At 70.5% G+C, this 14823-nt stretch carries 13 protein-coding genes and 2 pseudogenes; 3 read left to right on the forward strand and 12 right to left on the reverse strand.

From position 1 onward, the window contains the following. Nucleotides 1-17: 17 nt before the first annotated feature. The 11 genes and pseudogenes from VGR06_RS32470 to VGR06_RS32520 all read right to left on the reverse strand — a co-directional run bounded on the left by VGR06_RS32470 (nucleotide 18) and on the right by VGR06_RS32520 (nucleotide 9156). Nucleotides 18-206: a hypothetical protein gene (locus tag VGR06_RS32470; protein ID WP_327563000.1), complete on the reverse strand. Its 189-nt coding sequence runs from the start codon at nucleotides 204-206 to the stop codon at nucleotides 18-20. Beyond that, a complete protein-coding gene (locus VGR06_RS32475) occupies nucleotides 196-567 on the reverse strand; it encodes a hypothetical protein (RefSeq protein WP_327563001.1) in 372 nt (123 codons plus the stop codon). Before VGR06_RS32475 ends, VGR06_RS32470 begins: the two co-directional genes overlap by 11 nt. 24 nt (nucleotides 568-591) lie before the next feature. After that, nucleotides 592-1362, reverse strand: coding sequence for an ESX secretion-associated protein EspG (locus tag VGR06_RS32480; protein ID WP_327563002.1), 771 nt, complete (start codon nucleotides 1360-1362; stop codon nucleotides 592-594). Between the two features lie 19 nt (nucleotides 1363-1381). Further along, nucleotides 1382-2659 (reverse strand): hypothetical protein, encoded by a 1278-nt coding sequence (locus tag VGR06_RS32485; protein WP_327563003.1) that lies wholly within the window; start codon nucleotides 2657-2659, stop codon nucleotides 1382-1384. 1 nt (nucleotide 2660) lies between these two features. Beyond that, nucleotides 2661-3293, reverse strand: coding sequence for a DUF3558 domain-containing protein (locus VGR06_RS32490; protein ID WP_327563004.1), 633 nt, complete (start codon nucleotides 3291-3293; stop codon nucleotides 2661-2663). Nucleotides 3294-3310: 17 nt separating this feature from the next. Beyond that, entirely contained in the window at nucleotides 3311-3778 is a 468-nt protein-coding gene (locus VGR06_RS32495) for a hypothetical protein (RefSeq protein WP_327563005.1), read from the reverse strand. A 119-nt stretch (nucleotides 3779-3897) separates the two neighbouring features. Continuing rightward, nucleotides 3898-4644 carry an ABC transporter permease gene (locus VGR06_RS32500; protein WP_327563006.1) on the reverse strand — a complete coding sequence of 249 codons (747 nt, stop codon included), beginning with the start codon at nucleotides 4642-4644 and terminating at the stop codon, nucleotides 3898-3900. Nucleotides 4645-4785: 141 nt separating this feature from the next. Further along, nucleotides 4786-5676 (reverse strand): annotated as a pseudogene (locus VGR06_RS32505) (protein kinase domain-containing protein); the annotation flags it as partial. Nucleotides 5677-5718: 42 nt separating this feature from the next. Further along, a pseudogene (locus VGR06_RS32510) lies at nucleotides 5719-6132 on the reverse strand (toll/interleukin-1 receptor domain-containing protein); the annotation flags it as partial. Between the two features lie 67 nt (nucleotides 6133-6199). Then, nucleotides 6200-7696: a CoA-acylating methylmalonate-semialdehyde dehydrogenase gene (locus VGR06_RS32515; RefSeq protein ID WP_327563007.1), complete on the reverse strand. Its 1497-nt coding sequence runs from the start codon at nucleotides 7694-7696 to the stop codon at nucleotides 6200-6202. A 170-nt stretch (nucleotides 7697-7866) separates the two neighbouring features. Further along, the gene (locus VGR06_RS32520; RefSeq protein ID WP_327563008.1) at nucleotides 7867-9156 is read right to left on the reverse strand and encodes an aspartate aminotransferase family protein; all 1290 of its coding nucleotides are present in this window, start codon (nucleotides 9154-9156) and stop codon (nucleotides 7867-7869) included. Between the two features lie 83 nt (nucleotides 9157-9239). Here VGR06_RS32520 and VGR06_RS32525 point away from each other — a divergent pair, with 83 nt between their 5' ends. After that, nucleotides 9240-10880 (forward strand): PucR family transcriptional regulator, encoded by a 1641-nt coding sequence (locus VGR06_RS32525; protein WP_327563009.1) that lies wholly within the window; start codon nucleotides 9240-9242, stop codon nucleotides 10878-10880. A gap of 27 nt (nucleotides 10881-10907) precedes the next feature. Then, the gene (locus VGR06_RS32530; RefSeq protein ID WP_327563010.1) at nucleotides 10908-11303 is read left to right on the forward strand and encodes an SSI family serine proteinase inhibitor; all 396 of its coding nucleotides are present in this window, start codon (nucleotides 10908-10910) and stop codon (nucleotides 11301-11303) included. Between the two features lie 83 nt (nucleotides 11304-11386). On the opposite strand, the gene VGR06_RS32535 is transcribed toward VGR06_RS32530, so the two are convergent. Continuing rightward, the gene (locus VGR06_RS32535; RefSeq protein ID WP_327563011.1) at nucleotides 11387-13045 is read right to left on the reverse strand and encodes a peptidoglycan-binding domain-containing protein; all 1659 of its coding nucleotides are present in this window, start codon (nucleotides 13043-13045) and stop codon (nucleotides 11387-11389) included. A gap of 244 nt (nucleotides 13046-13289) precedes the next feature. On the opposite strand from VGR06_RS32535, the gene VGR06_RS32540 reads away from it, so the two are divergent. Then, the gene (locus VGR06_RS32540; RefSeq protein WP_327563012.1) at nucleotides 13290-14816 is read left to right on the forward strand and encodes an NCS1 family nucleobase:cation symporter-1; all 1527 of its coding nucleotides are present in this window, start codon (nucleotides 13290-13292) and stop codon (nucleotides 14814-14816) included. The last annotated feature ends 7 nt before the right edge of the window (nucleotides 14817-14823 follow it).

Raw genomic sequence — 14823 nt, forward strand, 5'->3', positions numbered from 1 at the left:
CCCCCTTCATCGCACCTCTACGTCGTGTCGGCCAGGTCCGCCCGCACCCGGCCGGCCCGCTCCGCCTCGCCGAGCGCCGCGCTCACCCTGGTCAGCAACCACGACGCGCGCCGCGCCCTGCTCCGCAACCGCAGTACCGCGGCCAACAGCACACCCGCCGCGAGCACCAGCAGCAACCCGGCGGCCAGCAGCAGCTCACCGGACACGGTGCAGCCTCACGTCCGCCTCGACCCCGGCCGCGGTCAGGTTCTCCCGCACCCGGCCGACCACTCTGCGATGAATCACGTCCCGCAGCAGCCGCGGGGTCAGCATCGACAGCGGCCGGGCCACCCAGGTCTCCCGGTGCGCCAACTCGAACAGGTTGAGCAGCTCCACCGAGATCACGTGCCGATCCTCGTTGCCGAATACCCGCGACAGGTCCGGCGGCAGCGCCTCCACCCGCCGCGCCACCCGCTCGGCCCGCTCCCCCAACGCCCGCACCTGGATCCGCAGCCGCACCAGAACGAACCCGGCCACCCCGAGCCCCAGCACCCCGACGAGCAGCAACACCACCGCCACGGTCTCCACGGAGCGGGATTCTCCCAGGCGCGGCTACCCGGACAGGGCCCGGTGCATCTCCTGCAGCCGCACCACGAGGTCGCGGCGGCTGGCGGGGGCGATGAGGATGCGGTTTTCGCCGCCGTTGACCGGGGTCATGAGGTTGAGCCAGCGGCCGGAGGCGGTGTCGGCGAAGCGGAGGGGGTGCGGGCTGGAGCGGCGGCGGCCGAGGCTGTCGCGGATGGCGACGGAGAGTTGACCGCCGCCGGTGGTGGGGAGTTCGGCGATCTTCTGGGCGAGGCGGACCTCGGTGCTGGCCGGGCGGGTGCCGACGCCGGCCTCGGTGCGCTGGCGGCCACCGACCGAGGCGAGCGCGTCGGCCTGCATGAGGCTGAACGCCTCGCCGCGGCCGGGCGGCAGGTCGGCGGTCTGGGCGACGAGGGCCTCGGGCAGGGTTTCCGGGCGGATCTGGCTCAGGGACACCAGGTCTCCGTCACGGATGGCGAGGATCGCCTCGCGGCCGATGGCGGCGGCGAGGACCGCGACGGTGTTGCCGCCCGTGGTGATCCAGCCGTAGAACTCGGCGCCCGGGCGGCACAGGACGGCGAGTGAGGCGACCACCTCGACGTCGAGCCGGCCGCGCCGGTCGAACAGCCCCATCCGGGCGAACTCGGCGCGGGCCGCGGTTTCCTCCTCGTGCTCGAGCTGCTGGGGCCGCCACACACCGGCCGGCTTCAGCGTGACGTGCAGCTCGCCGAGATTCTCCAGCGCCACCAGCCGGACCAGGGCCTCGGCCGGGAGCGTGAGCGGCTTCGGCAGCACCACCGGCCGCTCCCCCTTTCTGCTATTCGCCGATCACCGGCGGTGCGGTGACCTCGTCGGTTCCGAACGTCTCATCCGGGTCGGCCTCGACCAGGAACGACGGGCGCTGGTGCTCGCCGTCCTCGCCACCCTGCCCGCGCGCGCCGCCGCCCATGGGCATGCCGCCGCCCGCGCCGCCGCGCCCACCCGGGCCGGCCGCACCTCGGGCCGCCGCGGCCTCGGCCGCCGCCGCGCCACCGGCCCCCAAGCCGCCGGCGGCACCGCGCGATCCGAGCCGGCCGCCCTCCTCGGCGCCACCGGCGCCACCGCCACCCGGGCCGAAGCCGCGCGCACCGGACCCGCCGGAACCAGGACCGCCGAGACCGCCGCGGCCGCCCGGCCCGGTGCCGGTGCCCGATCCGCCGCCCCCGCCGGTCGGCCCGAAGCCGGTCGCCGGCAGGAAACCCGAGCCGAACCCGGGCCCACCGGGACCGGTGCCCGGCCCGGTCGGTACCGGCACGCCGGGACCCGGCCGTCCCGGCAGCGGCTGACCCGGCACGTACTGGTCGGGACCGGTCCGCCCGCCATTCGTCCCACCGGTCCCACCGTCGGTTCCGTTGGTTCCGCCCGTCCCCCCGGTCGAGCCGTCCGTGCCGCCGGTACCGGGCGGCGAGGTCGGCGTCCGGGTCGGCGAGTTGCCGGGATCCGAGGTCGTCCCGCGCGGCTGCGGCGGGACCGGCCGGGGCTCCGGCGGCAACACCGGGCCCTGCGGCTGCATCACCCCGATCGCCGAGTGGTCCGGCTCGATGGACCCGTACGACGTCGGCATGGCCGACGTGTTCTGACCGGTGACCGTCTCGTACGAGGACATCACCGTGACGTTGTGCTGGTTGGCCGAGTTGTACTGGTCCAACTTCTGCTCGTAGGAGTCGCCCGCGCTGCCGAGGGACGTCAGGTTGTCCCAGAAGCTCGGCTCCTTCGGCTGGTCCGGAACCTTCATCACCGAGTTCTTGGCGGTGTTGAACGCGGACACCTGGCTTTGCAGCGTGTCCTGCGCGATGTTCATGTCCGGCGCGGCCACCCCGTGCTCGACCGCCAGCGGACCGGCGCCCCGTTGTGCCGCCCCGCCGGCGTCGCCCTGCCAGGCCGACTCCATCTTCATGGTCAGCGTCGTGATCGACTGAGCCCGCTGCTCGTAGCTCTTGACCAGGTCCTGGATCTGCTTGGATGCGGTCGACATCCCGGTGCCGCCGACGCCGTTCTGGAAGTTGTTGTAGATCGCCTGACCGGACATGCACGAGCTTGCGCCGGATCCGTCCATGTCACGCCCCCTTCTTCAGTGTCTTGATCACCGCCGCGGCGGCTTCCTTGGCTCGATCACAGGACTTGACCCCCAACTTCGTGTCCTGCACGCCGACCCGGAACTCCGACGTGTCGGAGATTCCGACCGTGATGTTGCAGGTACCGTCGCTGCGGTAGTCCTGGATGTCGTTGAGCACCGCAGGATATCCGTCCACTTCGGTCGGCTCGAAGTAGCCTTTGAACCGGTCCTTGCCCTGGTACGTGTCGGAGAGTCCGTTCTTGTTCGCGGTCAGGAAACCGATCTCGACACCCGAGCCGGCATCGCGATCGAACCACGAGCAGCCCGGCCCGGCGGTCTTGGCCGTCTCACTGTCGGTGTCGGGCTTGCCCTGAGCGGGAAGGTGCAACGCCTGGAGCTGATCGGGCGCGATCGCCCCGCACGGTTGGCTGATGAACTTGCTCGCGTCCAGCGGATCCGTCACCTTCGGCGCGCCGCCCGACCCGCCCGGGTTCGAAGTGGACGTGGGGTCGTCGGTCGGCTGCGACCCGGACCCACCCGGGGTCCCCGTGGGACTGCCGGACTCCTTGCTCGAGCAACCCGCGACGAGAGCTGCCGCGACAGCCATCCCGAACACGATCGTGCGCACGCTCACCTGTGACGCCCCGGTCCCTAGTAGACGTTGTCCATCGTGGACTTTCCGCTCTGGTCTGTGTTGGCCATGCTCGCACGGCTGGCCTCGAGTTTCTTGATGTACTCGTCCGCGTACTTGAACATCTCCTGGTTGTGTTGGTAGAGCGCGTTCAGTGACGCAAGGGATGAGTCCTTCATGCCACCGCTCATGCCATCACCGGCGGGAGCCACTATGGCGCCGGCGGCCTGCCGGATCTTTCGACCGTCCTCGAAGATGGCCTCTTTCTGTTCCTTCCACTGGGCGATCACCGCGTCCAGGTCGGCGAGGCTGGTGAACATGTACTGGCCCCCGGTGCCCCCGCCGCCGGCCGAGGTCTCCCAATCCTGGCCGAACAGGTTGCCGAGCCAGTTCTTCACCGCGCCCAGCGAGATCTGCTGCTGGATCTGCTGGTCCGGGGGCAACGGTTCGGCGCCACCCTGCTGATCGGTGCTGGTTCCCTCCGGCACGACGATCCCTCCCCTCACTCAGTGCACACGCAACCCGACCCGGAGCTTACCGCCGGTGATTGTCTCAGGAACAACTGGTACTCCGAGGGTGTATGACGGAGTGTGGTTCCCACTGACTTTCAGTGGTGCACAATGTGACCCAGCAGTCCGCGCGCGACCATCTCGACGGTGACCAGCACGGCCACCGACTCCGCGGCCAGCAGCGAGATCAACACCAGTAGCTGCGTGACGCCGGCCTGGACCGGGCTGCCACCGCCGAGCAGCACCCCGACGAACGCGCCGGGCAGCGTCACCACCCCGACCGTCCGGGTCTGGTCCAGCACCGGGATCAACGCCTGCCCCGCCGACGGCCGGCTGATCTCCAACGCCGCGCCGCGCGGCAGAAAACCCAGCGCCAGCGCCGCTTCGTACTCGCCGTACCGCGCGGTGAGCTCGCCGAGCGCCCGCACCCCGGCCAGCGACGTCGCCGTCATCGCCCCGCCGATGACGATGCCCGCCACCGGAATCAGCACCACCGGCCGCATCGCCACCGACCCGGTCCCGAGCAGCAGGGCGAGCACCGGCACCACCCCGCCCCCGATCGCCACCCCGGCCCGCCACGCCGTCCGCACCGTGCCGATCCGCCGCGCCGACGTGCCCGCCGCCACCGTGAACATCACCACCACGAACCCCGCCGTTCCCCACGGCGATCCGAGCACCGCCGTGATCAGCAACGACACCGCGGCAAGCTGGACGGTCGCCCGCACCGCGGCGAACAGCACCGCCCGCCCGTCGCCGACCCGCCCCAGCCACACCACCACCGTGCCGGCCAGAGCGAGGAACCCGAGCACAACCACCAGAAGCGGTCCCACCGCGATCGGAGCCATGCACAGAGATCCTGCCGGCGCTCAAACCCTGAGGCTGGGTGGGGCCTACCGGCCCGTGCCTTTGAACCACCGGCGTGGCCGCGAACCGGGTCCGTCCTGGCCACTCCCCGGGTCGAGCCCGTGGTTGGCTGGGTATGCGAGCGCGAGGGGACGCTCCCCGGAAAGCACTCGGACCAGGTCGGCGCGCATCTCGGCGGCCGACACGTACCTGTCGGCCGGATGCTTCATCATCGCCTTGAGCACGACGGCGTCCAGCGCCGGGTTCACCCGCGGGTTCAGCGCGGACGGCGGCCTGGGGTCCTCGCGCACATGCTGGTAGGCCACCGCAACCGGGGAGTCGCCGGTGAACGGGGGTTCGCCGGTGAGCAACTCGAACAGCACGCACCCGGCGGCATAGACGTCGCTGCGGGCATCGACCGCCTCGCCTCGGGCCTGCTCGGGAGAGAGGTACTGCGCGGTGCCGATCACCGCGACCGGAGTGACCGTCTCGCCGGTGGAGATCACCCGAGGAAGGCCGAAGTCCATCACCTTGACCGCGCCGGTAAGTGTGATCATCACGTTGCCCGGCTTCAGATCCCGGTGCACGATCCCGTGCCGGTGACCGAAGTCCAGCGTGGCGCAGACATCGGCCATGATCTCCACGACGCGCTGGCCCGGCAATGGACCCTCGGTCCGCACGATCTCCCGCAGCGTCCGGCCGGCCACGTACTCCATCACGATGAACGGCTCCGGGCCGTAGTCACTGGGAGTCTCTCCGGTGTCGTACACCGCGACCATGGCCGGATGGTTGAGCCTGGCGGCGTTTGTGGCCTCCTGCCGGAACCGCTCCCGGAACAGCGGGTCGCGAACCAGATCGGCGCGGAGAACCTTCACCGCGACGTCACGGCCGAGGCGGACATCGCGTCCTCGATGAACCTCGGACATGCCGCCGTGACCGAGCGTCTCACCCAGCTCATAGCGATCGGCCAGCAATCGTGGCGCCGCGGCCGGCCGCGGCGCTTCCCGGCGGGGTTCGTCGACAACAGCTTTCAACTGCGTCAGCAGATTGCTGAGATCCGAGCGGAACGTGTCATGGTCGAGTCGGATCGCGTTGCGCCGGGCGAATGTGGCCAGTTGGTCCGGAAGCTCATCTCGCCGGGGCATCCGGGCACCGTCAACGAGAACGGGAATGACCCGGACACCGCGCTCCAGGGCGGTTTGGATCTCCAGTACCACGAAATCGTCCGGGTCCTCCAGCCGCCGCCGACCCCGCTCGTCGAGAGCGTCGATCCAGCCGGGTCCGATGACGGCCAGGAGCACCGCACACGTGCTGAGCTCGCGCTCGATGGTCTCGGCGAAATCGACCCCCGCCGGAATGGAGTCGACGTCGACAAAGACGTGGCCCGCCCCGAACTCGTCAGCCAGCCGGTCGCCGAGCCGGCCGACCAGGTGACGGGTCTCGTCCCGACGGTAGCTGACGAACACGCGCCCGACATCGCCGCTGCCCATCGAGATCCGCACTCCCGAAAACGCGATACAGGGTGAACCTGCTCACCTTATATCGGTCGGCAGATTTCTAGTCGTTGCGCGGGAAGCCCAGGTTGACACCGCCGTGCGAGGGGTCGAGCCAGCGGCTGGTGACGACCTTGTTCCGGGTGAAGAAGTGGATGCCGTCGGGGCCGTAGGCGTGGGTGTCGCCGAAGAGGGAGTCCTTCCAGCCGCCGAAGGAGTAGTAGCCGACCGGGACCGGGATCGGGACGTTGACGCCGACCATGCCGACTTCGATCTCGTTCTGGTAGCGGCGGGCGGCGCCGCCGTCGTTGGTGAAGATCGCGGTGCCGTTGCCGTAGGGGTTGGCGTTGACCAGTTCCACCGCGGACTCGTAGGTGGGGACGCGGACCACGGAGAGGACCGGGCCGAAGATCTCGTCGGTGTAGATGGACATGTCCGGGCGGACGTGGTCGAAGAGGGTGGGGCCGAGCCAGAAGCCGTCTGAGGAGCCGTCCACCGGGTGGTCGCGGCCGTCCACCGCCAAAGTCGCGCCTGACCCGACGCCGGAGTCCACATAGGACGCGACGCGGTCCCGGTGCGCGGCCGTCACCAGCGGGCCCATCTCGCAACCGGTGCGGCGGCCGTCGCCGACGTGCAGGCGAGCCATCCGGTCGGAGATCTTGCCGACCAGCTCGTCGCCGGTGGGGCCGACCGCCACGACGACGGCGATGGCCATGCAGCGCTCGCCGGCCGAGCCGAACCCGGCCGACACCGCGGCGTCCGCGGCCAGGTCGAGGTCGGCGTCGGGCAGCACCACCATGTGGTTCTTGGCGCCGCCCAGCGCCTGCACGCGCTTGCCGTGCCGGGTGCCGGTCTCATAGACGTAGCGGGCGATCGGGGTGGAGCCGACGAACGAGATGCCGCGCACGGTCGGATGGGTCAGCAGCCCGTCCACCGCGACCTTGTCACCGTGCAGCACGTTCAGCACGCCGTCCGGCAGTCCCGCCTCGGCCCACAGCTCGGCCACGAAGTTCGACGCCGACGGGTCCTTTTCGGACGGTTTGAGCACGACCGCGTTGCCGCAGGCGATGGCGTTCGGCACGAACCAGAGCGGCACCATGGCCGGGAAGTTGAACGGCGAGATCACGCCGACCACACCGAGGGGCTGGCGGATCGAGTACACGTCCACCCGGCGCGAGACGTTCTCGCTGAACCCACCCTTGAGCAGGTGCGGCACGCCGCAGGCGAACTCGACCGCCTCCAGCGCGCGCTGGATCTCCCCGGCCGCGTCGTCGAGGACCTTGCCGTGCTCGGCGGTGACGATCTCGGCGAGGTCTCGGCGGCGGGCGCTGAGCAGCTCCCGGAACGCGAACAGCACGTTGGACCGGGCAGCCAGCGACGTGTCCCGCCAGCCCGCGAACGCGCGCGCGGCCGCGGACACCGCCTCGTCCACTTCGGATGGTGAGGCGAAGTCCACGCGGCCGGACACCTGGCCGGTCGCCGGGTCGTACACCTCACCGGTCCGCTGGGCCACGCCGGCCCAGGGCTTCCCGTCGATCCAGTGGCTGATCCGCTTGGTCACTAGTCCGCCTCCCCGGAATTCAATGCGGTGGTTACGTTCCAGCGAACGCTGCGGCTGTCGGGATGATTGTGGCTGGGTACCGTCACGGTCCCCTGAGGTTCCGTTGGCCGGCACGAGGCTATGTCAACCCGTCCGCGATGTTCCATCAGACACGGCCCATCTGACACGGCTTACTTCCCTTCCTGTGCCGCGGCGATCGCACCCTCGAGGGCGCCGAGCGCCTCGTCCATCTCGTCCTCGGTCACCGTCATCGGCGGCGCCAGCCGGATCACGTTGTTGTGCAGGCCCCCCTTGCCGACCAGCAGGCCGCGCGCCCGGGTCTCCTCGAGCACCCGGGCGGCCGCCGCGACGCTCGGCGTCCGGCCGCCCGGTTCGACCAGCTCGACGCCGACCATGAGGCCCTTGCCCCGCACGTCACCCACCACCGGGTAACGCTCGGCGATCGCCCGCAGCCCGGTGATCAGCCGCGCGCCGAGCTTGGCGGCGCCGGCCTGCAGGTCGTGGTCGAACACGTAGTCGATCACCGCCCGGGCGCCGACCGTGGCCAGCGGGTTGCCGCCGAACGTGGAGATCGAGTTGGCGGTCAGGCAGTCCATCACGTCCGGCCGCGCCACCACGCCGCCGATGGCCAGCCCGTTGCCCAGCCCCTTGGCGAACGTCATCAGGTCCGGCACCACGCCGTGCGCCTGGATGCCCCAGAAGTGCTCGCCCGTGCGCCCCCACCCGGTCTGCACCTCGTCGGAGATCAGCAGGATCCCGTGCTCGGCGAGGACGTCCGCGAACGCGCCGTACAACCCGTCCGGGGGCAGGGTGAACCCGCCGACACCCTGGATCGGCTCGACGATCATGCACGCCACGTCCCCGGAGGTGGTGGTCTGGATGACCTCGCGCAGGTCCTCCACGCACGCCCTGATGTAGTCCACATCGGACAGTGCGGAGAACGGGCTGCGGTAACGGTAACCGCCATGCACGTAGCTCACCTTCACCGGCGACAGGGAACTTGCCGACCAGCCGCGGTTTCCGGTGATCCCCACGGTGCCGAACGCCCGCCCGTGGTAGGAGTTGCGCATCGCCAGGACCTGGTTGCTGCGCCGGAACTGGGTGGCCAGCATCAGCGCGGTCTCGTTGGCCTCGGTGCCGGAGTTGGTGAAGAACACCTTCGCGTCCGGGATCCCGGACAGCTCCGCGATCCGCTCGGCCAGCTCGATCTGGTTGCGGATCAGGTACAGCGTCGAGGTGTGCATGATCCCGGTGTCCAGCTGCTTGCGCACCGCGTCGCCGACCTCCGCGACGTCGTAGCCGAGCGCGTTGGTCAGGATGCCGGCGAAGAAGTCGAGGTAGCTCTTGCCGTTGGCATCGGTGACCCGCCGCCCGTGACCGTGCACGATCTCGATCGGGTCGGCGTAGTACAGGGCGATCCAGTTCGGCAGCACGGCGCGGTGCCGGTCGATGAGGGCCATACGCCGAGTGTGGCGGCGGCACGGGCGGACCGCCATGGACAACCTGTATCACCGTCGCCGCCCGCGCTTTACAGTCTGTGTCCATGTACCCGACCGTGTCCGACGCGCTCGCGCTGCCGGTGATCCGGCAGGGCCGGCCGCGGGTGGTGGCCGGCGCGGCGGGACTGCGCCGGCGGGTGCGGTGGGTGCACGTGGCCGAGGTCGCCGACATCGCGCACCTGCTGCGGGGCGGCGAGCTGGTGCTGACCACCGGGATCGCGCTGCCCGATGATCCGGTGGCGCTGACCAGGTACGTCGACGAGCTGGCCGAGACCGGGGTGGCCGGGCTGGTGGTCGAGCTGGTCCGGCACTGGCACGAGGCGCTGCCCGACGCGCTGGTCGCCGCGGCCGAGGGGCACGGTATGCCGCTGGTCACCCTGTCCCGGGAGACCCGGTTCGTGGCGGTGACCGAGGCCGTGGTCGGGCTCATCGTGGACGCCCAGGTGGCCGAGCTGCGCGCGGCGGAGCAGGTGCACGAGACGTTCACCGCGCTCACCGTGGCCGGCGCGGAGCCGGCCGAGGTGCTGCGCGAGGTGGCCCGGGCCTCCGGGCTGCCGGTGGTGCTGGAGACGCTCGCGCACGACGTGCTGGCCTACGACACGGCCGGCCTCGACCCGGGCGAGCTGCTCGCCGACTGGGCCCGGCGGTCCCGCGCGGTCACCGTCACCGAGCGGACCAGCTACGACGGCGACGCCGGCTGGCTGGTCACCGTGGTCGGCGCGCGGGGCAACGACTGGGGCCGGCTGGTGCTGCACTGCCCGGAGCCGCCGCAGCACCGGCAGCTGGTGATCGCCGAGCGGGCCGCGTCGGCGCTGGCCGTGCACCGGCTGGTCGCCCGGGACCGGGAGGGCCTGGAGCGGCATGCGCACCGCACCCTGCTGACCGAGCTGCTGGCCTCCCCCACCCCGCCCGGCGACCTCACCGCGCGTGCCACCGCGCTCGGGTTTCCGTTGCAGCGCAGACAACTCCTCGGCATGTCGGTGCGGCCGAGCACCACCGTCATGATCAAACCGGCACGCTCCATGGCCACCCAGGAGGTGCTGCGCGACCTGGCCGAGGCCACCGCGCTCGCCGCCCGCCGGGCCCGGGTGGCGGCGCTGGTCGGGGTCATCGACGACACCAGCGTGCGCGCGCTGCTCTCGCTCACCCCGCAGGCCGACGCCGACGCGGTGCTGCGCCGGTTGACCCAGGAGATCCACCACGCGGCCGCCGCCGCGCCGCGCGCGCTGCCGGTGGTGATCGCGGTCGGCAGCACGGTGGCGACGGTGGCCGAGGCCCGCCGGAGCCTGATGGAGGCCGCCCAGGTCGCGCAGGCCGCCCTGCGCACCGCCGGCTCCCCGGACGGCCGAGCCTTCCACCGGCTCGAGGACGTCCGGCTGCGCGGCCTGCTGCAACTGCTGGCCGAGGACGACCGGGTCGCCGCGTTCGCCGACCGCGAGCTCGGGCCGCTGCTCGCCCGCGACGCCAGCCACGGCAGCCGCCTCGTCGAGGCGCTGCGGCACTACTGCGAGCACGGCGGGAACAAGTCCGCCGCCGCCAGCGCGGCGCACATGTCCCGCACCGCCTACTACCAGCAGCTGGCCCGAATCGAGCAGGTCCTCGGCGTCTCCCTGGACGACCCCGAGTCGGTGCTCTCCCTGCACGTCGCCCTGCTCGCGATGACCACCCGATCCGGTGGCCAGTGATGCCCGTCACCTGCCGATAACAAGATCATGCGTCCAACACTGCTCGGAGCGGCCGCCGCCGCGATCGCCACCGCCATGCTGTGTATCCCGGCCGCCGCCACCGAAGCGGGTTCGGCCTCGTCGCTGGTGATCACCGCGTACGACGGCGAGGACACGTCCTGGCCGGTGGGCTCGGAGGTGACCCTGAAGTGCGAGCCGACGGGTGGCAGCCACACCGAGGCCGAGGATGCATGCGCCTCGCTCACCGAGGCCGACGGCGACCTCGACGCGCTGCCCGACCGCGAGCTGATCTGCCCAGAGGTGTACCAACCGGTGACCGTCGAGGTCGGCGGCAAATGGAACGACATGGTGGTGGAGTTCGAGCGCACCTACGCCAACCTGTGCTTCGCGTTCAGCGAAAGCGACGGGGTGTTCAAGTTTTAAGGGCGTGTTCAGCCGGCAGTGCGATGAACGACGCTTTCCTCACGCTCACGGTGAGGAACGACGCTTTCATCGCACCCCGGCCCCTAGATCGTGAACGTGCCGTTGTGGTCGTCGCCGCCCAGCTCAGCGGGCAGCCAGGCGTGCAGGCGCCAGGCGCCGGTACCGATGTTGTTGCTGGCATCGGGGAGGGCGAAGGTGAACATCTCGCCGACCGCGGCCGGGACGCCGAACGGGCCGAACAGGTGCACCTGCACGGACCTGCCGTCGGAGTCCCGGACCAGGTCCGCGGTCGCGACGAACCGGTTCGCCTCGATCGGCTCGTTTCCCACGTTGAAGGCGAAGACCTCGAGCTGGTCCACGCCGTCGTTGTAGAAGACCCAGTCGTCCTCCTGCATCCAGCGCGCCTCCGGGCCCTGCTCGGTGTAGGTGTGCGGGACACGTCCGTCGGTGCTCGGCGGGCGCGCGTCCTCGCTGCGCAGCGACGCCCAGGTCTGGTTGCCGACGATGCCGTCGTGCTGCAGGCTCCGGTCCTGCTGCAGGCGCAGCACCGCGGTCAGCGTGCCCTGGCCGAAGTCGCCGTCGATCCTCACCTGGTAGCCGGCGGCGACCAGCAGCTCCTGCAGGTACTCGACCCAGCCGTCGACGCCCTTGTCCCCGATCCGCAGCGTCGGCTCGTCGGTCTCCGGCGGCGGTGTCTCCTTCGGCTCGGTGCCCCCGCCCCCGCCACCGCCGCCTCCGCCACCGCCGCCGTGGTCCCGCAGCACGAACCGGACCGGGGTGTTCTCCTTCTGGTCGCTGGGCATCAGCGGCGGGCCGGTCTGGTACCGGTCCACGCTGGCGCCGTCCAGGCGGTCGTTGGCGGTGTTCGGGCCCTGCTCCGGGTTGATCCACTGCACGGTCCACAGCGCGTGCGCCGGGTCCTGGGTGACCGAGTAGCGGGCGAACCCGCTGACGCCCTCGCGGCGGTGGTCCGGCCGCAGCTTCTCGGACACGGTGAACGTGGTCTGGCCGTCCGGCGGGATCTCGTCGTCCGGGAACGAGACGATGTCGCCGTCGTTGAAGTGCGTCTCGTTGAGGAACAGGGTTTCCTTCGTCTCGTTCATGATCGTGATCACGCACGAGTTCTTGTCCACGACGCCGTCCGGGCCGCCGCCGAAACCCTCCTCCAGCAACACGAACTCGAACGGCACCAGGGTGGAGCCGGTCTGCGCGAACGCCACGGTGAACTTGTAGTCGATCACCGTGCCGTCCGGCTCGGTCTGCCCGTTCGGGAAGACGATCTCCGCGTCGGCGTGGTTGTCGGCGTCCTCGCCAGGGGTCTTGCCCTCCGGGTTGTTCCAGTGGATCGTCCACTGGCTGTGCTCGGGCGCGCCGACGGCGTACACGACCCAGCCCTCGTCGCCGCCGAGGCCGAGGAAGCTGGACGGCGACTCGCCGGACAGGAACGTGCCGGTCTCCCCCGGCCCGATCTGGTTGGGCGGCAGGATCTTCAGCGCCCCAGCACCGGTCTGCCCGTTGTGCTCCCGGGTCTCCGACATGAAGTGCAGCGTGTGCTGGGTGCGGTTGACCACGCTGATGGCGCTGGTGTTCTTGTTGACCAGCAGGTCCTTGAGGTCGAGGCCCAGCTCCTTGGCCAGCTTGATGTAGTCCGGCAGCTTGAGCAGGTCCTCCGGCCCCAGGTTCAGCTCGTGGGCGACCGCGCGCTCCTCGTCGGTCAGCTCGACCTGGTCGGTGTCCGCCATCACGAGCCCCTTTCCCGCCACCGCTACCTGGCCCGACGCTGCCAGCCGGGCCGATCACGCCCCACGGCCTACGGCGTGACCAATCGGGCAAACGGGAACGCACGGACGGGCAAACTCGCGCAACTAACACAATGTTCACCGAGTAGATCAACGGTTAACACTGTGACACTGCCCCCAGGTGCTCCGGACACCCACGATGCCGGGATGGAACTCCCGCCGCTGGCCCGAGCACCGGAGTAGGCACATGGCGACCATCCCCCTCACCACCACGCACGACGACGGACGCGTGGACCTTCCCGACCACAGCACGATCGAGCGGAGCCGCTTCTACAACCCGGAGCTCGCCCCGGTGCCGATCGAGCGACGCACCTGGACCACGTACAACTACTTCGCGCTGTGGATGGGAATGGCGCACAACATCCCCAGCTACACGCTGGCCGCCTCGCTCATCGCGCTGGGCATGGACTGGGTGCAGGCGTTCGTCACGATCACCCTCGGCAACCTGATCGTGCTGATCCCGATGCTGCTGAACAGCCACGCCGGCACCAAGTACGGCATCCCGTTCCCGGTCTTCTCCCGGGCCTACTTCGGTCTGCGCGGCGCCAACCTGGCCGCGCTGCTGCGGGCGTTCATCGCCTGCGGCTGGTTCGGCATCCAGACCTGGGTCGGCGCCGAGGCGCTGAACGTGATCCTGGGCAAGCTGATCGGGGACTCGTGGACCGGCTCGGCCATGGTCGCCGGCCAGCACTGGACGCTGTGGCTGTGCTTCGCGGTGTTCTGGGTGTTCCAGATGCTGATCATCTGGCGGGGCATGGACGCCATCCGCCGGTTCGAGAACTGGACCGCGCCGCTGGTCTCGGTCGGCTTCCTGATCCTGCTGGGCTACGTGCTGGTCAAGGCCGGCGGGTTCGGTCCGATCCTGTCCGCGCCGTCCAAGCTCGGCTGGGGCCCGGACTTCTGGAAGGTCTTCGCGCCGACGCTGATGGCCATGATCGCGTTCTGGTCCACGCTGTCGCTGAACATGCCGGACTTCACCCGGTTCGGCGGCGGGCAGCGCCAGCAGGTGCGCGGGCAGATCCTCGGCCTGCCGACCACGATGTCGTTCATCGCGATCGTGGCGATCCTGACCACCTCCGGCGGCCAGCTGCTCTACGGCGAGGCGATCTGGGACCCGTCGCAGCTCGCCGCCCGGTTCTCCAGCCCGGTCGTGGTGGTCGTGGCGCTGTTCGCCCTGGTGTTCGCCACGGTGTCGTGCAACCTGGCGGCCAACGTGGTCAGCCCGTCCTACGACTTCTCCAACGCCTTCCCCAAGCGGATCACGTTCGCGCTCGGCGGGCTGATCACCGGCGTGATCGGGATCGTGATCCAGCCGTGGCGGCTGATCTCCGACCCGAACGTCTACATCTTCTCCTGGCTCGGCTTCTACGGCGGCGTGCTGGGCGCGGTGGCCGGCGTGCTGATCGCCGGCTACTGGCTGCGGGACCGGACCGAGCTCGCGGTCGCCGAGCTGTACGACCCGAACGGGCGGTACTGGTACAGCGCCGGGTGGAACTGGCGGGCAATCGTGGCCACCGGGATCGGAGCGGTGCTCGCCGTCGGCGGGGCGTACAACGGGCCGTTCCCGGCAGACGGGCTGATCCCGGTCCTCAAGCCGCTCTACGACTACAGCTGGGTCGTCGGTCTGGTGGCAAGCTTGCTCACGTTCGTGGTGCTGTCCCGCCCGGCTCAGCGCCGGGAGCCGGTGGCGTCACCCGAACCGGCAGCGGCATAGAAGGAGA

The sequence above is a fragment of the Actinophytocola sp. genome (assembly GCF_036002505.1).
In the GTDB taxonomy this organism is placed as follows: Bacteria; Actinomycetota; Actinomycetes; order Mycobacteriales; family Pseudonocardiaceae; genus DASYTH01.

Coding starts and splice junctions, on each gene's coding strand:
- VGR06_RS32485 (WP_327563003.1), bottom strand. CDS start 2,659: ATGGACGGATCCGGCGCAAGCTCGTGCATGTCCGGTCAGGCGATCTAC.
- VGR06_RS32500 (WP_327563006.1), bottom strand. CDS start 4,644: ATGGCTCCGATCGCGGTGGGACCGCTTCTGGTGGTTGTGCTCGGGTTC.
- VGR06_RS32520 (WP_327563008.1), bottom strand. CDS start 9,156: ATGGCCCTCATCGACCGGCACCGCGCCGTGCTGCCGAACTGGATCGCC.
- VGR06_RS32525 (WP_327563009.1), top strand. CDS start 9,240: ATGTACCCGACCGTGTCCGACGCGCTCGCGCTGCCGGTGATCCGGCAG.
- VGR06_RS32530 (WP_327563010.1), top strand. CDS start 10,908: ATGCGTCCAACACTGCTCGGAGCGGCCGCCGCCGCGATCGCCACCGCC.
- VGR06_RS32535 (WP_327563011.1), bottom strand. CDS start 13,045: ATGGCGGACACCGACCAGGTCGAGCTGACCGACGAGGAGCGCGCGGTC.
- VGR06_RS32540 (WP_327563012.1), top strand. CDS start 13,290: ATGGCGACCATCCCCCTCACCACCACGCACGACGACGGACGCGTGGAC.